The organism is Gemmatimonas sp. (genome assembly GCF_046594945.1).
GTDB lineage: Bacteria > Gemmatimonadota > Gemmatimonadetes > Gemmatimonadales > Gemmatimonadaceae > Gemmatimonas.
In genome coordinates, this window is record NZ_JBKJRB010000098.1 from 1 (window position 1) to 15,603 (window position 15,603).

The 15,603-nt window shown below is 64.7% G+C and carries 14 protein-coding genes and 1 riboswitch; of the genes, 6 read left to right on the forward strand and 8 right to left on the reverse strand.

The annotated features are described in order from the left end of the window. On the reverse strand, positions 1 to 1,241 hold a 1,241-nt coding region (locus ACLL97_RS11620; protein WP_411280639.1), incomplete at its 3' end, for a TonB-dependent receptor plug domain-containing protein. Positions 1,242 to 1,323: 82 nt separating this feature from the next. Beyond that, positions 1,324 to 1,427, reverse strand: a riboswitch (TPP riboswitch). Between the two features lie 26 nt (positions 1,428 to 1,453). Between ACLL97_RS11620 and pnuC the strand changes: the two genes are divergently transcribed. From pnuC to ACLL97_RS11635, 3 genes are read left to right on the forward strand one after another with little or no spacing between them, the layout of a single operon-like run. Beyond that, entirely contained in the window at positions 1,454 to 2,113 is a 660-nt protein-coding gene (gene pnuC / locus ACLL97_RS11625) for a nicotinamide riboside transporter PnuC (protein WP_411280640.1), read from the forward strand. Next, positions 2,047 to 2,643, forward strand: coding sequence for an AAA family ATPase (locus tag ACLL97_RS11630; RefSeq protein ID WP_411280641.1), 597 nt, complete (start codon positions 2,047 to 2,049; stop codon positions 2,641 to 2,643). The genes pnuC and ACLL97_RS11630 overlap by 67 nt, the downstream gene beginning before the upstream one ends. A 39-nt stretch (positions 2,644 to 2,682) precedes the next feature. After that, positions 2,683 to 3,123 carry a DUF6526 family protein gene (locus ACLL97_RS11635; protein WP_411280642.1) on the forward strand — a complete coding sequence of 147 codons (441 nt, stop codon included), beginning with the start codon at positions 2,683 to 2,685 and terminating at the stop codon, positions 3,121 to 3,123. Positions 3,124 to 3,153: 30 nt separating this feature from the next. On the opposite strand, the gene ACLL97_RS11640 is transcribed toward ACLL97_RS11635, so the two are convergent. The 4 genes from ACLL97_RS11640 to msrP form a co-directional block, all read right to left on the reverse strand. After that, complete coding sequence (locus tag ACLL97_RS11640; protein WP_411280643.1) at positions 3,154 to 4,413, reverse strand: class I SAM-dependent RNA methyltransferase; 1,260 nt, start codon at positions 4,411 to 4,413, stop codon at positions 3,154 to 3,156. Beyond that, the gene (locus ACLL97_RS11645) at positions 4,397 to 7,246 is read right to left on the reverse strand and encodes a putative bifunctional diguanylate cyclase/phosphodiesterase (RefSeq protein WP_411280644.1); all 2,850 of its coding nucleotides are present in this window, start codon (positions 7,244 to 7,246) and stop codon (positions 4,397 to 4,399) included. The genes ACLL97_RS11640 and ACLL97_RS11645 overlap by 17 nt, the downstream gene beginning before the upstream one ends. A 64-nt stretch (positions 7,247 to 7,310) precedes the next feature. Continuing rightward, positions 7,311 to 7,904: a sulfite oxidase heme-binding subunit YedZ gene (locus ACLL97_RS11650; protein WP_411280645.1), complete on the reverse strand. Its 594-nt coding sequence runs from the start codon at positions 7,902 to 7,904 to the stop codon at positions 7,311 to 7,313. Between the two features lie 77 nt (positions 7,905 to 7,981). Continuing rightward, positions 7,982 to 8,911: a protein-methionine-sulfoxide reductase catalytic subunit MsrP gene (gene msrP / locus ACLL97_RS11655; RefSeq protein ID WP_411280646.1), complete on the reverse strand. Its 930-nt coding sequence runs from the start codon at positions 8,909 to 8,911 to the stop codon at positions 7,982 to 7,984. A 115-nt stretch (positions 8,912 to 9,026) separates the two neighbouring features. On the opposite strand from msrP, the gene ACLL97_RS11660 reads away from it, so the two are divergent. Then, positions 9,027 to 10,010 (forward strand): aldo/keto reductase, encoded by a 984-nt coding sequence (locus tag ACLL97_RS11660; RefSeq protein ID WP_411280647.1) that lies wholly within the window; start codon positions 9,027 to 9,029, stop codon positions 10,008 to 10,010. 2 nt (positions 10,011 to 10,012) lie between these two features. Here the strand turns inward: ACLL97_RS11660 and ACLL97_RS11665 are convergent, their stop codons facing one another. From ACLL97_RS11665 to ACLL97_RS11675, 3 genes are read right to left on the reverse strand one after another with little or no spacing between them, the layout of a single operon-like run. Further along, a complete protein-coding gene (locus ACLL97_RS11665) occupies positions 10,013 to 11,146 on the reverse strand; it encodes an ABC transporter permease (protein WP_411280648.1) in 1,134 nt (377 codons plus the stop codon). Next, on the reverse strand, positions 11,143 to 11,952 hold the full coding sequence (locus ACLL97_RS11670) for an ABC transporter ATP-binding protein (protein ID WP_411280649.1): 810 nt from the start codon (positions 11,950 to 11,952) through the stop codon (positions 11,143 to 11,145). Before ACLL97_RS11670 ends, ACLL97_RS11665 begins: the two co-directional genes overlap by 4 nt. Further along, positions 11,949 to 12,884, reverse strand: a complete 936-nt coding sequence (locus ACLL97_RS11675) for an HlyD family secretion protein (protein ID WP_411280736.1) — start codon at positions 12,882 to 12,884, stop codon at positions 11,949 to 11,951. Before ACLL97_RS11675 ends, ACLL97_RS11670 begins: the two co-directional genes overlap by 4 nt. Positions 12,885 to 13,105: 221 nt before the next feature. Between ACLL97_RS11675 and ACLL97_RS11680 the strand changes: the two genes are divergently transcribed. Then, the gene (locus ACLL97_RS11680; protein WP_411280650.1) at positions 13,106 to 15,070 is read left to right on the forward strand and encodes a hypothetical protein; all 1,965 of its coding nucleotides are present in this window, start codon (positions 13,106 to 13,108) and stop codon (positions 15,068 to 15,070) included. A 64-nt stretch (positions 15,071 to 15,134) separates the two neighbouring features. Beyond that, positions 15,135 to 15,602, forward strand: a complete 468-nt coding sequence (locus ACLL97_RS11685; protein WP_411280651.1) for a SufE family protein — start codon at positions 15,135 to 15,137, stop codon at positions 15,600 to 15,602. The last annotated feature ends 1 nt before the right edge of the window (position 15,603 follow it).

Consider the following 15,603-nt stretch of genomic DNA (forward strand, 5'->3'; position numbering starts at 1 on the left):
TCGTCGATGCCGGCGTTGGCGTCGGGCGCGTAGCGGAACTTGGCGTAACGTCCTTGCAGGTCGGCGAACCAGCGGGCCCGGCCCGCGTCGAGCGACAGCTTGGCGAAAGCGCTCGCGTCCTGCTTGTGGCCCGTGTTGTCGTACAGGGTGATCGACGGCTGGAGGTATCCGCGATGGGCGCGCTGATAGGTGTTGGCGTTGATGCCCGTATTCACGCGCAGCGCACCACGCTCCACGTTGTACGCACTGGTCACGCCGTACCATGTGTGCGCCAGATTGAAGCGATAGCGATCGGGCAGCTCGATGTAGTCGTAGTTGCCGCTGGCCGAGTTGCGGTACACGGTGGTGCTCACCGAACCGCCGTTCTGCAGCGCGCGGGTGTATGCCAGCGACACCATCTGCTGTCCGAACTTATCGCGCTCGTCGGGCTGCAACGGGTTGTACCGGCGGTTGGTCTTGAGCTGCTCCAGTGTGGCGCCCGTGTACGAGAGCGTATCGGCCAACAGCCCTACCAGCGTCGTGAGCTTGACCACGTCGCGGGCGCCGAACCAACCGGCGCCCACGAACGCCGAGCGTCCCATCACGCCGCTGTGATCGCGGTAACCGTTGGTACGCAGTGCACTAGCGCGGCCGTACACCGCGAACTTGCCGGCGGTGAGCCCTGAGTTGAACGACGCGCTCACGCGCTGGGCACCGAACGATCCCAGCTGCAGCTGCAAGTCACCACCAGCATCGGCGCGCGCCACCGGCATCGTCTCGAAGTTCACACTGCCGGCGAACGACGCCGTGCCGGCCGTGCTCGTGCCCACGCCACGCTGCACCTGGACCGACTGCACGTTCGACATCAGGTCGGCCAGGTTGGCGAAGTACAGCACCTGATCTTCCATGTCGTTCAACGGGACGCCATCGAGCGTGATATTGATGCGCGTCTGATCGATACCGCGCAGCCGCAGATAGCTGTAGCCCCACATTGTACCGGTCTCGGTGTGCGAGGTCATCGAGGGGGCTGCATTCATGAGTAGCATCGGGACGTCCTGCCCGAAGTGCCGCTGCGCGATCGCGGCGCGAGAGATGATGGCCTGCGAGATCGGCGCCTGTTCATTGGCACGGATCGCGCGGACCAGCACGCCTTCGATGCGGCGTACCGAGTCGGCTTTGGCGGCCGTTTGGGCACTGTCGGGACGGACCTGCGCGCCGAGCGAAGCGGCAAAGGACAGTAGGGATGCCGCGGTGGCGGTCATCAGGATAGCACTCAGGCGGGTGCTGGTGCTGAGGCTGGCGACACAAAGTCGCCGCGTGCGCCATGGGCGCGCGATTGCGTGCGGATACATCGATTGGACTCCCTACGCCGGTACGAGCCGGATCAGGTTCTACGGGACTCTCTCAGCCGACGCTCACTGGCGGCGCCGGCACCCCGGTCATGTGCAGTGAACCTTAATTAGCTTTGCGTCTCATGACCAGTACGGAGCTCCACCTCCTGTCCAACCCCTGCGCATGGCTCGCCGCGCACGGGAGCTCCTGCCCGGAGCTCTTTGGCTTCATCACGGGCGTGCTCAACGTCTGGCTCGTCACCCGCGAGAATATCTGGAGCTGGCCACTCGGCGTGCTCAACGCCGGCTTCTACGTCGTGGTGTTCGCCCGCACCGGTCTCTACTCGGACACTGGTCTGCAGGTCGTGTATATGGTGTTGTCGTTCTACGGGTGGTGGCATTGGCTGCGCGGCGGACCCAATCACGACGCCGTGGTGGTCACGCGCACCGCGCGTCGCACCGCATTGCTCATGACGGCGATCGGGCTCGTTTCGTGGATCACCCTCGCCACCATCACGCGCCGGATGCCTGGCGCCGCGCTGCCGTGGCTCGACGCCGCACTCGTGTCGATCAGCCTCGTGGCGCAGTACATGATGACGCGGAAGCTCCTAGAAAACTGGCTGCTCTGGATCGCCGTCGACGTGGTCTACATTGGTCTATTCATCAATCGGCAGCTCCCGCTCACGGCGATGCTGTACGCCGTGTTTCTGGTGCTCGCCATCATCGGCTACCTGCAATGGCATCGATCCGCGACGCGGTCGCGCCTCGCGAACTCACTCCCGAACTTACCCGCATTGTCCTGACGGGATCGGAGTCGGTCGGCAAGACGACGCTCGGCAGGCAGCTCGCGGCCCGCTATGGCGCGGCCTGTGTTCCCGAGTTCGTGCGTCAGTACGCGGCTGCCAAAGGCGCGCCGCTCGACTTCCGTGACCATGGCCCCATTGCCACGGGGCAGATGGCACTGGAAGATACGCACATTGCCAGCGCTTTGGCCCGCGGTGACGCCTTGCTGCTGCAGGATACCGACCTAGTGAGCACCGTCGTGTATTGCCAACACTATTTCGGCCGCTGTCCCGAGTTCATCGAGGAGGCAGCCATCGCGCGTCGCCCGACGCACTATCTCCTGCTGGATATCGACGTGCCTTGGATCGCCGACGGTATCCGCGACCGCGACGAGCAGCGCGATGACGTGCAGGCGCTTTTTCGCGTGACGCTGGCGCGATTCGGCGCGCCGGTTACCGTTGTGCGGGGCACGTGGGAGGAACGACTGACCACGGCCACCGCACTGATCGACACATTCATCGACGCCGAGGGTCGCGCGTCGCATCGCTGACCGACCCGCGAGCCAACACCTTCACCGAAATAGACCGCTATGGCCGACAAGACACAGAACTTCGCCAACCACGGGCAGTACGTGCCCATGTATCACTTTTTCGCCAGCCCGCTGGCGCTGATCTTCGTGATTTGGAGCGTGCAGCGACTGATCACCAATCCGGGTGCGGACACGGCCTACATGTTGGTCGGTGCGCTGGCTCTGTTCGGCGTCGTGGCCGTCTCGCGACTGTCGCCGTTGCGCGCGCAGGACCGTCTGATCCGCCTCGAGGAGCAGCTCCGCTACGTCCGCTTGCTGCCGACCGATCTCGCCGCGCGGGCGCAGGGCGCGTTCTCGCCGCGCCACTACATCGCACTGCGCTTCGCGAGCGACGCCGAGCTCGCGTCGTTGGTTGACATGGTGATCAAGAATCCGGAAATGAAGGGCAAGGAAATCAAGAGCAACATCAAAACCTGGCGCCCGGACCACTTCCGAGTGTGACAGGTGCCGTCGCGCCTGTCTGCTCCGCGTTTACAGGCGCGACAGCAACAGCTCGACCGGCAGTCCACCGTTCGCCGTTCGCAACACCGCCTCGAACGCGAGTCGCGTCTGCGCCGCGAGCACACGATCGGGCACCAGAAGACCAAGCTGCCACTCGGGGCCACCGGCACGCACCACATCGCCGAGTCGCGCATACAGCGAGCGTAAATCCGCCCCATCGCTGATGCGCAGCCCGTACGGCGGGTTGGTGAGCACCAATCCCGTCGCGCCGATCGCCTCGAGCGAGGTGTCCGACAGCGGCCCCTGCTCGATTACGAGATCCTGCCGGACGCCCGCCCGCTCCGCGTTGGCCACCGCCGCTTTGCAGGCACCGGCATCACGATCACGCATCACGATCGGCGTGCCCACCGATGGTAACTGCTCCGCCTTCGCCGCCGCGCGTACGCGCGAGTGCATCGGCGCGTCGGCGCCCGGCCACTGCTCCATCACGAACTCGCGCCCCATCCCTGGCGCCATGCGGCGCACACGCAGCGCCGCTTCGATCCCGATCGTACCCGACCCGCAGAACGGATCCACCAGCGGCACACCACCGTTCCAGTCACACGACGCCAGCATCGCCGCCGCCAGCGTCTCACGCAGCGGCGCCTTTGCAATGGCCTGACGCCAGCCGCGCCGGTGCAGTAGCGCGCCGGAACTGTCGGCGCTGATCGTGCACCGATCGTGATCGAAGCGCACCACGATCAGCTGCGTGTTGCCGTCGTCGTCCTCTTCGTCATCCTTGGCGCGACCGAGGGCTTGGCTGCCCGTGATGCTGTTCGTGATGCCGCGCGCGACGCGTTCGGCCACCGCATCCGAGTGATACAGGCGCGACTTACGACACGTCACGCGCAACCGCACGGCCGCCCCGGGCGACAGCACGAGGTGCCAGGGGACGCGCACCGCCATCTTCTCGAGCGTCGCGAAATCGCGCGCCTCAAACTCGGCGAGCCGCACCAGCACGCGGCTGGCGAGGCGCGACCACAGGTTCACGGTGAAGAGCTGCTCGGCCGAGGCGTTGAATGACACGCCGGCGGGACTGACGTCGCGAGGCGTGATGCCGCGCGCGATGCACTCGGCGGCCACCAACGGCGCGAGGCCCGGTGCGGCGATCGCGAACGCATCGAAGCCCGACGGAGGCACCGTTGGGATCGGCGCGCTGTTCGGACGCGTGGCGCGAGCCGGTCGGACCGGTCGCGGGGGGATAAAATTGTCGGGCTTGTGCGGCGTAGGCAGCTTATGCGGCTTTGTCACTCATCTCGCGACGCCGGAGTGTGGCGTAGGGCGTTCGGACACCTCGGGCGAGCAGCAGATGCCAGAAGTCTTCGGCATCCAGCGGCGGCGCGAACAGGAAGCCCTGTCCGAGCTCGCAACCAAGGGTGAGCAGGTGGCCGCGTTGCGCCTCCGTTTCAATGCCCTCGGCCACGGTGTGCATCCGCAACGTCTCTCCTAGTGCCACGATCGCGCTGGCCAGAACCGGTCCTTCGCCTCCCTTATCGATGACATCCACGAACGCTTTATCGATCTTCAGGATGTCGATCGGATAGCGCTGCAGATAACTCAGGGAAGAATAACCTGTCCCGAAATCGTCGATAGCCAGTGAGATCCCGAGCGCCTTCAGCCCATGCAGACGCTCCATCGACAGCTCGGTGTTCTGCATCAGCATGCTCTCGGTGATTTCGAGCACGAGCTGTTCCGCCGCCAGCCCCGAATCGGCCAGCGCCTGCCGGACATCATCCACGATTCCCGGCTCTTGCAGCTGGCGCCCCGAGAGATTGACCGAAATCCGCACCGGAAGCCCGCGTTCGTCGGTCCAGCGTTTTGCCTCGCGGCAGGCTCGGCGAAGCACCCAGCGACCGATCGGTACGATCAGCCCCGTTTCCTCGGCAATGGGAATGAACAGCCCCGGCGGAACCTTCCCGCGATCGCGGCACATCCAGCGCACCAGCGCCTCGGCGCCGATGATGTCGCCGGTGTCGAGGGCCACAATGGGCTGATACTGCAGGATGAACTCCTCGTGCTCGATGGCACGACGGAGGTCCGCTTCCACGACCAAGCGATCGAGTGCCGCCTTGTGCATCTCCGGCTCGAACAGGACGTGCTGGCCCTTACCGCGTGTCTTGGCCACGTACATCGCCACGTCGGCGTTGCGTACCAGTTCGTCGGTGCTCTCGCCTCCACCGCTCCGCGAGATACCAATGCTGGCGCTCACAAACACTTCTTTCCCGCCGAGCAAGAACGGCTTGCTCAAGGCTTCGCAGACGCGGTCGGCAACGGCCGACACCTCGTCGACCGATACGGTATGTTCCACGAGCACGGCGAACTCATCGCCGCCGAGGCGCGCGATCAGATCGCTGTCGCGCACGCAGATCGCCAGTCGGCGCGCCGCTTCCACCAGCAAGCGATCACCAGCGGCATGCCCCAGCGAGTCGTTGACCGTTTTGAAGTTGTCGAGATCGAGGAAGAGTACCGTGACCGCGTACGCCTGCCGCTGTGCGCGCGCGAGCGCATGTCCCACCTGATACAGGAAGAGCGCGCGGTTCGCGAGATCGGTGAGCGGATCGTGGAACGCCTGATGCATGTACTGTTGCTTGATTACGCTCTGCTCCGTCACGTCGCGCGTGTTGAGCACGAGACCGCGAACCACCGGCTCGCTGAGCAGATTCGTGCCCACGTTGTCGACCGTGAGCCAAGCGCCATTCGCGTGCCGGATGCGCCATTCCCGCTTCAGCACACCGGGCGTCGCGCCACCGGTGCGCGACCGGTTCGACCGGGCCAACTCCTCGAGAAACTGCAACGTCGAGGAGAGATCCTCGGGGTGCAGAATTGATTCGATACGCGAAGTCACGAGCTTGGCCGGATCGTGACCGAACACCAGCGCCATTGACGGACTCGCATACCGGATGGTGCCATCCGGATCGAGGATCATGATGACATCGCTGCTGTGCTGCACCAGCGCCTGAAAGCGCGCCTCGTTGTTGCGTGCCGTAGACTCGGCGAGCCCGCGCGCCGCGTCCTTCGTGGACGTGAACTGGCGAGCGAATGCGAGCGCCGTCAGCACAACCACGCCGATAGCGAGGCCCAGCAGTGGCTGCGTGCCTCCGGTGTGCGGTGCGCCCGAGATCGCGAGCTTGAGCAGCAGGGCGAAACCCGGTAGCACCGCGACGAATGGAATGACACTCGCGGTGAGCTGATCGCGGTCGCTGCGAACACGAATCCGTCGATGCATCACCGTCGCGATACTGACCCACGCCGCCGCCGCGATCAGGGCGAAACTCATCGGCGCCGCCATGCGGACGACATCGACATTCGTAACACCCTGCGTCATCTGCACGATGGCCAGCACGTGCACGACGAACTGCAGGAGCAACGCGCTGGCCAGCACCACGAGCACATTTGCGCGATGCTGCAATACGGTGCGGCGCCACAACACCGATGCCACCAGGATGACGACAAGTTCGAGTGTCGCGTGCGCGTGCAGGATCGCCAACGGGCGTACCACGATGCCGGTGCCGCCGATCATCCACAGGTTGTACCACGTAACGAGCACACCGGCCACGCCCACGGTGCTGATGTCGAGTGCTAGCTTGGCGCGATCCACGGTCGTACGCGGCGCGCTTGGCAGAAGCAGGAACGCGAGGAGCAGCATCACCTTCGCCACGACTGGCGTGATCATCACCGTGAGGTCGGCGGTCGCCGGCGACAGGGGACGCACCACGAAATCGATGGCGATGCGGGCGATCGGGAAGAGCGAAAGTGCGCCGGCCACCACCTTCCAGAACCGACGGGTGCCCCGATCGAAGGCCAGCTCTCCACCGGCGCGCCACGCAAGGACAATCGCCACGAGCGCGACCAGCTGGGGGGCCAAACTGCGAGTCCAGCTGGCGGGACCGGCACCGGGCGCACCAACCGCCAACCAGGCGGTCACCAGGACGGTGTATCCAACCAGAGCCGCCAGGATCAGTCGGTCCTGGAATACCCCAAATACCGGACCACCAATGACCGGGATGCTGTCGAGCGAGCGCCGGAGATTGGTGGTCAGATAACTGCCCGATCGACGCGAGCCGGCGTCGGCGGGTGAGGACATGGCACGAGGGGTCGGGGTGAGTCGAGGAGCGTCCAACGCAAGGACGTCCCTCGAGCCCGAACCGTCACGCTGCTGGCAGTGTCACCGAGGCATCGGGAGGCATGGGCGGCGGCGACCGCGGACCCGGCTTGCGCAGAATGAAGCGCAGCGCGAAGAGGACCACGAATACCGCTGCATACAGCATCGGCTCGGCGAGATCCTTCTTAACTGCCCAGAGAAAATGCACACAGCCGGCGATGGCCGACACGTACACCAAGCGGTGAAGCTGATTCCACCGTTTCCCGCCCAACCGCTTGATTGACCATTTGCTGGAGGTGAGCGCCAAGGGGATCATCAGCACGAACGCCAGCATCCCGACCGTGATGTATAGATGCTTGAGAATATCCTTTACGATCTCAGGCCAGTCGAAGAACTGGTCGAGCACGATGTACACGCTGAGATGCCCCAGTGCCCAGAAGAATGCGGCCAGCCCGAGAAACCGACGCTGCGCGACCAGCCAGCCCCAGCCGGTTAGCCGCATAAGCGGGGTGACCGCCAACGAAGCCGCGAGAAGGCGAAGGGTCCACTCACCCGACGCGTGTTGAAGCGCCTCAATTGGTTCGGCACCCAACTGATCGAGTAGCAACTGCGCCACCAGCACGATGGCCGGCACTATCACCAGAAGCCACAGCGCAGGACGGATCAGGCGCCGAATAGGCCCCTCGCCGCGCGCCAGCATTGAGCGTAGGCGAGGGCTCAGTAGTACTTCCGCAGGTCCATGCCGCTGTACATGGACGCGACCTGGCTGGCATAGCCGTTGAACGGGAGCGTCGGGATTTTCAGGAACTGTCCGATCCGGCGCTCCTTGGCCTGGCTCCAGCGCGGATGATCAACCAGCGGATTCACGTTGGCGTAAAAGCCGTACTCGCTGGGATTAGCGTCATTCCAGGTCGTGTTGGGCAGCTTGTCCGTGAACCTGATCTTCACGATCGCCTTGATGCCCTTGAAACCGTACTTCCACGGTACCACGAGTTTCAGTGGGGCGCCGTTCTGGTTCGGAAGCGCCTTGCCGTACATGCCGGTGGCCAGCAGGGCCAACGGATTATTGGCTTCGTCGAGGCGCAGCGCCTCTTTGTACGGCCATGGGAGCACCGCGCGGGCCTGACCCGGCATCCGGCGCGGATCGTACAGCGTGGTGAACTCTACGAACTTGGCACTCGGCAGCGGCTCGCAACGGGCCACCACGTCCTTGAGCTGCACACCCTGCCACGGAATCACCATCGACCACGCTTCCACACAGCGATGGCGATAGACCCGATCCTGCAGCGGCAGCTTACCCACGAGCTCGTCGAATGAGTAGGGGCGCGGTTTCTTGACCATCCCCTCGACGGTCACCGTCCACGGCATCGGGCGGAAGTTCTTCGCCTGATCCTTCGGCTCTTCCTTTCCAGTTCCGAACTCGTAGTAGTTGTTGTAGCTGGTCGCGTCTTCCTCGGGCGTCAGCTTGTCGTTCTCCTGAAGGCCGACCGTACCGCGATCGAAACTCATGGCCTGCAGCGCCGACGGCGCGATCAGTCCGCCCAGCGCCAGTGCCCCGGCGGTGCCCATAAAGGCGCGACGGTTCTGATACATGGGTTCCGGCGTGATGTCGGAAGACGGGATGTCGTCGGGATGGCGAATCAGCATGGACGTCGAAGTGAGGGTCGAGGGTGCATACATTCTAGCGGCAAGTACGCTGTTCGGTTCCCGAAATTTGCATCCGGATGATTGCTGGTCCGGCCACTTCCTGCAATTCGTCCCCATGCGCTATACGACGCTCGGCTCCACCGGGATCTCCGTGTCCCGCCTCTGCCTCGGCTGCATGAGCTACGGCACCCCGAGCTGGCGCCCTTGGGTGCTCAGCGAAGACGACGCCCGCCCGTTCTTCCGCCGCGCCATCGAGGCCGGCATCAACTTCTTCGACACCGCCGACATGTACGCCCTCGGCATGAGCGAGGAGGTCACGGGACGGGCCCTGCGCGAGTACGGCCGCATGGAGGAGATCGTGCTGGCCAGCAAGGTGTACTGGCCGATGGCGCCCGGACCGAACATGCGGGGCCTCTCGCGCAAACACATTGTGCAGGCCTGCGAAGCGAGTCTGACGCGACTGGGCGTGGATACCATCGACTTGTATCAGATTCATCGCTTCGACCCCAACACGCCGATTGAGGAAACGCTCGCCGCCCTCGACCATCTCGTACAGTCGGGCAAGGTGCGCTATATCGGCGCCAGTTCCGGTTGGGCGTGGCAGTTTGCACGCGCGCTCGGCACGTCCGACCTCAAAGGCTGGTCGCGCTTCGTGAGCATGCAGAATCATTACAACCTTCTCTACCGCGAAGAAGAGCGCGAGATGATTCCGCTGTGCGAGTCGGAGAAGATCGCGGTGCTGCCGTGGTCGCCGCTCGCGCGCGGGCTGCTGGCCGGCGCGCGCTCCGCGCTCGACGATCGCACCTCCACCACCCGCGCCGCGCACGATGCGTACGCGGTGGGACTGTACGAGGGGGAAAAAGACTGGGAGATCGTGAACGCCACACGGGCGATCGCCACCGAACGTGACGTGCCGATGGCGCAGATTGCCCTGGCGTGGCTATTGTCGAAGCCGGCGGTCACGGCCCCGATTATCGGGGCCACCAAGATGTATCAGCTCGATCAAGCGCTCGGGGCGGTCGACATCACGTTGTCCGCCGATGAGATCACGCGACTCGAGGCGTCGTATCGCCCGCACGCGGTGAAGGGTCACGAGTAGCCTCAATCCAGCGTTTTCGAAAACCGCCGCACCGCCACGACCAGCAGCACGAGCGCCGACACGGAAAGCACACCGAGTTGCGTCCACAGGTCGCGCATGCCGACGCCTTTCAGCAGGACGCCGCGCAGGATGTCGAGGAACCACGTGAGCGGCAACGCGGCGCCGACCCACTGCGCGGGCTCGGGCATGGCGGCGCGCGGGAAGATGTAGCCGGACAACAGGATGTTCGGCAGCATGAAGAAGAAGCTCAGCTGCATAGCCTGCACCTGACTGCGCGCCACGGTGGAAATGAGCAGTCCAACGCCAAGGCTGGCCACGATGAACACCAACGCGAGTGCATAGAGCAGTAGGAGACTTCCCATGATCGGGATGTCGAAAAAGAGTACGCCCAGGGCGAGAATGACCGACATCTGCACGTAGCCCACCATCACGAACGGCACGAGCTTGCCGAGCATGAGGCTCGTGCGGCTGATCGGTGTGACGATGAGCTGTTCGAGCGTGCCGCGTTCGCGCTCCTTCACGATGGCGGTGCTGGTGATCAGCGTCATGGTGATGGTAAGCAGAATGCCAACGATGCCCGGCACGATGAACGTCGCACTCTTCTGCGCCGGGTTGTACCACGGGCGCACACGGATCTCGACCGGCGGACGGATCTTGTACTGCGACGCCAGCAGCTGTGCCCCGCGCGCCTGCGCGGCGAGCTGCGCCCCGGAGATTGCCGCGCCGGAGCTCTGCGGGTCGGCCGCGTCGATGAGCATCTGCGCCACCCCGGTATGACCACCGCGGATGTTGCGCTGATACTCCGGCGGTATCACCAGCGCCACGCGCGCGGCACCGCGTTCGATCCATCGCTTCGCCGTCGCGCGGTCGGGGAGTGCCGCGACCAACGTGAAGTTGTCGGTGTTGGCCAGCACTTGGATGAGGGCGCGGCTTTCACTGCTCCGTGATTCGTCGACGACCACTGTTGGCAAGCGACGCACGTCGGTCTGAATCGCATAGCCGAACAGCAGCAGCTGTATCGCCGGGAGCCCGGTCATCATGGCAAAGGTGAGACGATCGCGCCGGAGCTGTAGGAACTCCTTCCAGAGCATCGGCCACACCGTCCATCGTCGTACCCGCTCGTACAGCGCGCTCATCGCCGCCCCGTCGCGGAAAGGGAGGCCGCGGCGGCTTCATCGGCCTCATCACGCTTCTGTAGCATCACGAACACATCTTCGACCGTTTCGGCGTTGAACTGCTTCACGATCTCCGCCGGCGTCCCGAGTCCGATCAAGTGGCCGCGCGAGAGAAATGCGAGCCGCTGACAGCGCTCGGCCTCGTCCATGTAGTGCGTCGTCACGAGAATCGTCGTACCTTCGCGCGCCAGCTGATAAATCGTTTCCCAGAACGTGCGTCGGGCAGCCGGATCAACGCCGGCCGTCGGCTCGTCGAGGAAAACCAGATCCGGCTTGTGCGCCGTCGCGCAGGCCAGCGCAAGCCGCTGCTTCCAGCCGCCACTGAGCGTCCCGGCTCGCTGATTCAAGCGCGATCCGAGCCCTAGCGACTCCACATGCTCGGCCAATCGACGTACGCGCTCCGGCCCCACCAAGCCGTACACCGACGAGTAAAAGCGCAGATTCTCCGCCACCGTGAGTTCATCGTACAGCCCGTAGCGCTGCGACATGTAGCCGATGCGACGTCGTACACCTTCGGTATTCGTCGCGACATCAAGTCCAGCGACTTCCGCCGTGCCACTGGTCGGCACCACCAGCCCGCAGAGCATGCGAATCGTGGTCGTCTTTCCCGATCCATTGGGACCGAGCATTCCGAACACTTCACCGCGGGCGATCTCCAAATCGAGACCGTCCACCGCAACCAGCTCACCATACGCTTTCCGCAGGGCGCGTGTGCGCACGACGGCGTCCGGCATGGCCCGCGCGATCGCGTCGGGGAACTCCCTCACGGGGTGGCGCGCGGCAGCCGTACCGAAATCGGCATGCCAGCACGCAATCGCCGAGTGGGATCGATAAACTCCACTTTCACGCCGAACAACAAATCGGCGCGCTCCTGATCGGTGAGCGCAACGCGCGGCGTAAACTCGGCGCGCGTCGCGATCGCCGATATACGTCCGCGGAATACCGTGGTATCGCCGTCGAGCTGTGCCGACAGCGAATCACCGGGGTGCAGCGTGGGCAACACGAATTGCGACACGTAGATGCGCGCCCACGGCCGCGCGGGCTGGGCCACGGTGATCGCGCTCTGGCCGGCCGACAGCACTTCGCCTGGTTCGACGTTGCGACTCGAGATGATGCCGTTCACCGGCGACCGCAACACCATGTCATTGGCCGTTGCCCGCACGCCGGCGGCAGCAGCTTCGGCGCCCCGCGCATCGGCGGCGGCGGCCAGTCGCCGTTCTACGCGAGCCCCATCGCGTACCAGCCGCAGCGCCGCGCTCGCCGCGTCGCGCCGCGCGCTCGCCGTTCGGGCGGCAGCGCGGACGGCATCGAGTTGGGCACGACTCACGTCGCCCCTGACAGCGAGCGGCTCCAACCGGGCCAAATCAGCCGCCGTGCGCTCAGCGTCGGCGTCGGCTGAGCGCAGCTCCGCTTCGGCGCGATTGATCTCAGCCGGACGGGCTCCGCGGGTCAGCTCGCGTGAAGCCTCGAGCGTCGCCGCGGCGCGGGCTTCAGCCTGCGCTGTGGCGCTGGCCATGGTCGGCGTCGTGAAAATCACCAGCGTGTCGCCAGCCTGAACCTCATCGCCTTCTTGCACCAGCACGCGGAGCGCACGCGACGGCTGCAAGGGCCCAACATCGATCTCGACCATCTCCAGCGTGCCCACGGCCATCGCCGGCGTCTCCGCGCTCCGGCACGAGACGCCAACCAAGAGGGGCATCACGCACGAGACGAGCGAGCATACAGGCAATCGCAGGCAAATGGTCACGACGTTTCAAGTCAGAGGAGGAACGTGCGCACCAGCGCGTGGCCCCTGTTCAAGCTTGGGGCCCATGAAGATCGCGTCAATATGGCGAAACCGGTTGCCATGCTCCGACGCCGACGTCACATTCGCGGCCGTCACCACGTCGTTGGTCCCGTTTCAAATCCCTGAGGTCCCAAATGAGTTACCGCTCAGCGCTGTCTTTTGCCGTGCTGCTGATATCGGCCGCCCTTGCGGCCGCCCTTGCGCCCGCACTCGCCGCACAAACGGCGAAACACCCGCTCGACGGCTTGTCACCGCGCGAACACTGGGCCGTGTATGACGTGCTGCAAGCGTCCGGCAAGCTCGACTCGACCTTTCACCTGCTCTACGTCGGGCTCCGCGAACCAGAGAAGAGCCAAGTGTTGGCCTGGAAGCCCGGGCAACCAATCACGCGCCGCGCACTCGTCCACCTCACCCAAGGGAAGTCTGGTTACGAGGCCGTCGTCGATATCACCGGGAAGCAGCTCGTGTCATGGACGGCCGTTACCGGACGCCAGTATATGACCAGTTTCGCTGAGTTCAGCGACGCTGAGAAGGTAGCCTTGAAAGATCCGCGCGTCCGGGATGCGCTCAAGAAGCGCGGCGTCACCGACTTCACGCACATCAACTGCGGGCCGGCCAACAACGGCTACTTCGACTTGCCCGAGGAGCGCGACCGGCGCGTGCTGCACGTGACCTGCAGCGACGAGCGCGGGCGGGTGTCCGGCTACGCCGACGACTTCGGTGGCCTGGTGGTGGTGGTCGACCTCACCAATGACAAAGTGCTGCGCGTCGTAGACAGCGGCGTGGTCCCGCGGAGCGGCCCTAACGCCGATCACGACCCCGAAGCGATTGGGCCCACCCGTGCCGCGGTCAATCCCGTCGAGATGGTGCAACCGCGTGGCCCGTCCTACACGCTCGACGGACACGAGGTGAGCTGGCAAAACTGGAAATTTCACTTCCGCGTGGACGGGCGCCGCGGGCTCGTGATTTCGCGCGTGCGCTACGTCGATGGCGGCAAGGAGCGCGACGTGATGTACCAAGGCTCATTGTCTGAACTCTTCGTGCCGTACATGGACGCGAACGACCCGTGGAACTATCAAGGATATTTCGACCTCGGCACGTACCCGGCGGTTTTCGGCGGCATCGCGAGCTCGCTGGAACCCGGCGTGGAATGCCCGACGTACGCCACGTATTTCAGCAACGTGGTTACGACCGACAAAGGACGCCCGCGCGAGCGCTACCGGACCAGCTGTCTGTTCGAGCGCAGCACCGGTGACGTGGCCTGGCGGCACACGCGCGACGGCGGTGCGACCAACGAGGCCCGCCCGCGCACGGACCTCGTCCTGCGCATGTACATGAACGCGGGCAACTACGACTACCTGTTCGACTGGGTCTTCCAGCAGGATGGCGCGATCACCGTGAACCTCGGGGCCACCGGTCTCGACCAAGTAAAAGCGGCATCCGGCACGGCGAGGGACAAAGACTTCGGTCGCATGATCGCGAACAAGCTGATCGGCGTGAATCACAGCCATTTCTTCAATTTCCGCCTCGACATGGATGTCGATGGACCGTCGAACACGCTCCTGGTAGACCGCCTGGAGACGAAGACGCTCCCGGCCGACAATCCGCGCCGCAGCATCTGGACCGTGAATACGCTGACCGCGCAGACAGAAAAGGACGGCCTACGCATGTCGTCGATGAATGCCCCGGAGATCTGGCGGATCGCGAATCCAGCCGTGAACAATCCCTTCGGCGATCCGGTCGCGTATGAGATCGAGGGACACGGCGCCATGTCGCTGATGACGCCGGATGACTACATGCGGAAGCGCGCCGGCTTCGTCGATCACACGTTGTGGGTCACGCCGTATTCCCCCACCGAACTCTTCGCCAGCGGTGACTATCCCACGAACAGTGTGGCGGGCGATGGCCTCGCCAAGTGGACCGCCGCCAATCGACCGATCGCCAATAGGGACGTCGTCGCGTGGCTGACGCTGGGCTTCCATCATGTGCCGCGGCCAGAAGATTGGCCGGTGATGCCGGTGGCCTGGCACAGCTTCGCGATCCGTCCCGTCGGCTTCTTTGGCCGTAGTCCGGCGATAGATCTGCCGAAGCTTCGCTAGCGGGCGGACGAACGACGGGCGCCAGCGGGTTGACCCGGGGGAGCGGCAGGCTTTCACTTCGCGCATGTCTGACGTACATGCCGGAAACGACGCCCCTCTTCCCCCCCCGCTGGCGCGCACCCTCCGCCAGTTCCGTCTGCTGGAGCGGGAGGACAAGATGCAGGCGCTGTTGGGATGGTCGAAAAAGCTCGAGCCACTGCCGGCACGGTTGGCGGCGCTCGACCGGACGGCGTTTACCGTGCCCGAATGCCAGACCCGGGTGGATATCTTTCCTGAACGGCAGGACGACGGCACAATCCATTTTTACGCCGACGTCAACGCCCGACAGTCTCCGACGGTGGCCGCGGTCCTCGCGATCACCTTCGCGGCCGTCAACGATCAGCCCCCGTCCGTGACGTTGGCACTCCCGTCGGACTTCGTCCGGCTGTTGATGCAGGACATCGGGCTCGGTGCGCGCGAATCCGGTTTGTCCGCCATGATCGCCCGTCTCAAGCGCTTTGCCACGCAGAGCACGACGACGGTGACGGAGTAGG

What these genes read in the sequence shown, in the direction of transcription:
- pnuC (WP_411280640.1), top strand. Translation starts at nt 1,454, where the DNA reads ATGACCAGTACGGAGCTCCACCTCCTGTCCAACCCCTGCGCATGGCTC.
- ACLL97_RS11630 (WP_411280641.1), top strand. Translation starts at nt 2,047, where the DNA reads ATGGCATCGATCCGCGACGCGGTCGCGCCTCGCGAACTCACTCCCGAA.
- ACLL97_RS11635 (WP_411280642.1), top strand. Translation starts at nt 2,683, where the DNA reads ATGGCCGACAAGACACAGAACTTCGCCAACCACGGGCAGTACGTGCCC.
- ACLL97_RS11645 (WP_411280644.1), bottom strand. Translation starts at nt 7,246, where the DNA reads ATGTCCTCACCCGCCGACGCCGGCTCGCGTCGATCGGGCAGTTATCTG.
- msrP (WP_411280646.1), bottom strand. Translation starts at nt 8,911, where the DNA reads ATGCTGATTCGCCATCCCGACGACATCCCGTCTTCCGACATCACGCCG.
- ACLL97_RS11660 (WP_411280647.1), top strand. Translation starts at nt 9,027, where the DNA reads ATGCGCTATACGACGCTCGGCTCCACCGGGATCTCCGTGTCCCGCCTC.
- ACLL97_RS11665 (WP_411280648.1), bottom strand. Translation starts at nt 11,146, where the DNA reads ATGAGCGCGCTGTACGAGCGGGTACGACGATGGACGGTGTGGCCGATG.
- ACLL97_RS11675 (WP_411280736.1), bottom strand. Translation starts at nt 12,884, where the DNA reads ATGCCCCTCTTGGTTGGCGTCTCGTGCCGGAGCGCGGAGACGCCGGCG.
- ACLL97_RS11680 (WP_411280650.1), top strand. Translation starts at nt 13,106, where the DNA reads ATGAGTTACCGCTCAGCGCTGTCTTTTGCCGTGCTGCTGATATCGGCC.
- ACLL97_RS11685 (WP_411280651.1), top strand. Translation starts at nt 15,135, where the DNA reads ATGTCTGACGTACATGCCGGAAACGACGCCCCTCTTCCCCCCCCGCTG.